Source organism: Mangrovibacterium sp., from assembly GCF_059905295.1.
On the sequence record NZ_JBZQJF010000292.1, the window covers coordinates 1 to 3024 of the forward strand.

General features: G+C 45.2%; 2 protein-coding genes. One reads left to right on the forward strand and one right to left on the reverse strand.

Annotation, left to right across the window (positions count from 1 at the left end):
• Positions 1-424 precede the first annotated feature (424 nt).
• The gene (locus tag AC37HE_RS14895; protein WP_500783648.1) at positions 425-1669 is read left to right on the forward strand and encodes a DEAD/DEAH box helicase; all 1245 of its coding nucleotides are present in this window, start codon (positions 425-427) and stop codon (positions 1667-1669) included.
• 769 nt (positions 1670-2438) lie between these two features.
• Here AC37HE_RS14895 and AC37HE_RS14900 read toward each other — a convergent pair.
• On the reverse strand, positions 2439-3024 hold a 586-nt coding region (locus tag AC37HE_RS14900), incomplete at its 5' end, for an AMP-binding enzyme (protein WP_500783649.1).

A 3024-nucleotide genomic window follows, 5' to 3' on the forward strand; every position in this document is an offset into this window, starting at 1 on the left:
CGACCAGGCCATTGACCAATTACAGGAATGGTACAGCGATTATATTGAAATTGCCCGCATAGCCTTGGAAGAACATCCGCAGTACCTCGAAATACTCGGTATAATTGAACCATCGTAACACCATGATCAACTTTCCCAAAGTTTGGTGCTTTGGGAAAGTTTCCCCTCCGGTGATGCAGCTTCTAACCGCGTCTTCTTCCTTACCAAACCTTCCGCTTCACAGACCTCAACAACAATTCACGCGCGGTTAAAAGCTGCAACCCCCAATGACAAGCAAAAGTTGCAACAACTTAACAAAAAGGATATATATCAGGGCATTCAACATCGTCTGCTAAAATTTGCTATTTTTGCATAAGTATGCAAAGAGCAAGTTCTTTCCCTGAAAGGGACCTCTCCGCTACAGCTAATTTAGTCCCTCATTTTTATGAAGTTTCACGAGTTCGACTTACACGATGATATTTTAGATGCCCTATACGATATGGGCTTCGACGAAGCAACACAAGTACAGGAAAATACAATTCCAATTATTCTCGAAGGTCACGACCTGATTGGTTGTGCCCAGACCGGCACCGGAAAAACCGCTGCCTTCATGCTGCCAATTATTGAAAAGGTAGCTCAACGGGATGCCGGTGCTACCCGCGCCCTGATTATTGTTCCAACCCGCGAGTTGGCCATTCAGATTGAGCAGCAAGTTCAGGGATTTTCCTATTATGCCGGAACTACTTCATGCGCCATTTATGGTGGCGGCGACGGTAAAGAATGGGATGAACAACGTAAAGCACTCGAGGACGGTGTAGATATTATTGTGGCAACACCCGGTAAGTTGATTTCGTTTATTGACAACGATATTGCCAACCTGAAGAGTATTGAATATGTTGTTTTGGATGAAGCCGACCGCATGCTCGACATTGGTTTTCACGATGATATTATCCGGATCTTCAGTCACTTGCCCGAAAAGCGCCAAACACTGATGTTTAGCGCAACCATGCCGCCAAAAATCCGCCAGCTGGCAGCCAAGGTACTCACCAATCCAAAAGAGTTTGCGACAGCGATCAGTAAACCGGCAGAGGGTGTTCTGCAAGCTGCTTACGTATGCCACGAAGAACAGAAAATTCCATTGCTCGCACAGCTTATTGCCGGCAAAGAGGATTGTCAAAGTATTATTGTATTCAGCTCAACAAAGCGAAAGGTAAACAGCATTGTCCGGGCTTTGCAAAAGAAAAACCAGGATGCTCAAGGCATTTCATCGGATTTGGAACAGAAAGAACGCGAAGAAGTGTTGATGAAGTTCCGCGCACGGCAAACACGCATCTTAGTCGCAACCGACGTACTTAGTCGCGGTATTGACATCAAAGACATCAACCTGGTTGTCAACTTTGATGTACCCGGCGATGCCGAAGATTACGTGCACCGAATCGGGCGAACAGCCCGGGCCAATACAACAGGTATTGCGCTCACTTTTGTGAATGAGGACGACATGTATAAGTTCCAGCAAATTGAAGAGCTGATTGAAAACGAAGTCTTTAAAGCTCCGCTACCGCCTGAACTGGGAGAAGGCCCCGAGTGGAAAGTGATTCAGAAAAAGAAACGGAATAAAAAGCGGAACTTCAAACGGAATAATCAATCAAAAGGCAACCAAAACAGACCGCATAAAAAGCATAATAATTAAAAATAATAAGAGCAGCAAGGTAATTCCTACTGCTCTTTTTTATTTCTGAAAGTCTCTTTTTCATTCCGCGACGGTCTTCTTTGTATACCAATCTGAGCCTAGCAAGCTTTTCTTCGACTGCAGGAAGAAAGTAAAAGCCTGTCCGGCTTGAAGACAAACGATGGGGCGTTGCCCCAAACCCCATATCCTTTTTTGTCTTGACACCAAAAAGGATACAAAAAAAGTCAAGGCGGATTTTTATCTGCACCCTCCATCTTCCTGAAAGCTAAGTTCAGCGAGTGATTTCCTCCTCCGTCGGAACTTCTCGCTTGCACTAAGCTTTCAGTTTGATTCCGGCCTTGATAAAAAAAGGCCGGTCCGAAAAAGGAACCTTGTCGCAAAAATGCAAATCAGAAGGGGTGCACGGGCCGTCAAAACGTCCGGCAGAGGGTTCGTTTTGACAACCCCGAGAATTCGCGGTTTGTATCCTTTTCATCGATTGGAAAAGGATAAGCCCGTCCAGCTCGAGGATAAAAACAAGAACAGAACGAGAAAGGATTTTTAATACAATGCGGCGCAGGCAAACAAACCACTCCTACCCCGGGTGCCGCTTGATTCCGACATTCGTCAGAACCCAACTTTACCTGGGGCTACCCATATTTCACCCCGCAGGGGTGAGTCTTTTTAAATTCCTGTCTTGATAAAAAGGTTGAGAGCGCTTCGAGCGTAATCCTCATTTAACCTCAAGAAATCTGTTCGTGATTCCCGGGAATTAGATATTTTTTATTGCTTAAACAACCTCGATTCCTTGCTTTTTCAATAGCTCGATACCAAGATCTTTCAGCTTGTATTTTTGAATTTTACCGCTGGCAGTCATCGGAAAGCCATCGATAAACAACACGTATTTGGGTATTTTGAAACGGGCAATCTGTCCGCGACAATATTCCTGCACTTCTTCTTCTGTGAGTGTTTGTCCTTTTTTCAATTTAATGAAAGCACCAACTTGCTCGCCATATTTCGGACTAGGAATGCCGGCTACCTCAACAGCTTCAATTTGCGGCATTTTAAACAAGTAGTTCTCGATTTCGCGAGGGTAAATATTCTCACCACCTCGGATAATCATATCCTTGATGCGCCCGGTGATCCGGAAAAAGCCATCATCACCACGTATACCCAAATCGCCCGAGTGCAGCCAGCCCTCTTTGTCAATGGCATGGCGGGTAGCCTCTTCATTCTTGTAATAGCCCTTCATAACATTGTAGCCACGGCAACACATTTCGCCTTGTACATTATCCGGACATTCTTCACCCGTTTCCGGATCAATAACAGCAACTTCAACATTCGGAAATTCGAAGCCCACTGCTGTTGCCCGAACC